This is a genomic window from Paenirhodobacter populi (assembly GCF_004022215.1).
Taxonomy (GTDB): domain Bacteria; phylum Pseudomonadota; class Alphaproteobacteria; order Rhodobacterales; family Rhodobacteraceae; genus Rhodobacter; species Rhodobacter populi.
In genome coordinates, this window is sequence record NZ_SAUZ01000090.1 from 1 (window position 1) to 680 (window position 680).

General features: G+C 68.7%; 1 protein-coding gene. It reads right to left on the reverse strand.

Annotated features, from left to right (window positions below):
• The coding region (locus D2T30_RS22945) for an electron transfer flavoprotein subunit alpha/FixB family protein (protein WP_128210663.1) at nucleotides 1–680 on the reverse strand (680 nt) is incomplete at both ends.

Sequence of the window (680 nt, forward strand, 5' to 3'; positions counted from 1 at the left end):
TCCTCGTCCTTGTTGATCGCCACGATCACCTTCGAATCCTTCATCCCGGCCAGATGCTGGATCGCGCCGGAAATCCCCACCGCCACATAAAGCTCCGGCGCCACCACCTTGCCGGTCTGCCCGACCTGACGGTCGTTCGGCGCATAGCCCGAATCCACCGCCGCGCGCGAGGCGCCGACCGCCGCGTGCAGCTTATCCGCCAGCGCCTCGATCAGCGCGAAATTCTCGGCCGAACCGATGCCGCGGCCGCCCGAAACCACGATCTTCGCCGAGGTCAGCTCGGGCCGGTCGGATTTCACCACCTTGTCCTCGACCCAGGCCGACAGGCCCTTGTCGCCCGCCGCGGCGACGGCCTCGATCGGCGCCGAACCGCCCGTGCCCGCCGCCTCGAACGAGGCCGTGCGCACCGTCAGCACCTTCACCGGATCCGCGGATTTCACCGTCTGGATCGCGTTGCCGGCGTAGATCGGGCGCTCGAACGTATCGGCATCGACCACGCCCGTCACATCGGACAGCACCATCACGTCCAGGAGCGCCGCCACCCGCGGCGCCACGCTCTTCGCCAGCGCCGTCGAGGGCGCGACGATGTGGCTGTAGTCGCCCGCCAGAGACACGATCAGATCGGCCAGCGGCTCGGCCAGACCATGCGCATAGGCGGCATCGTCCGCCACCAGCACCTT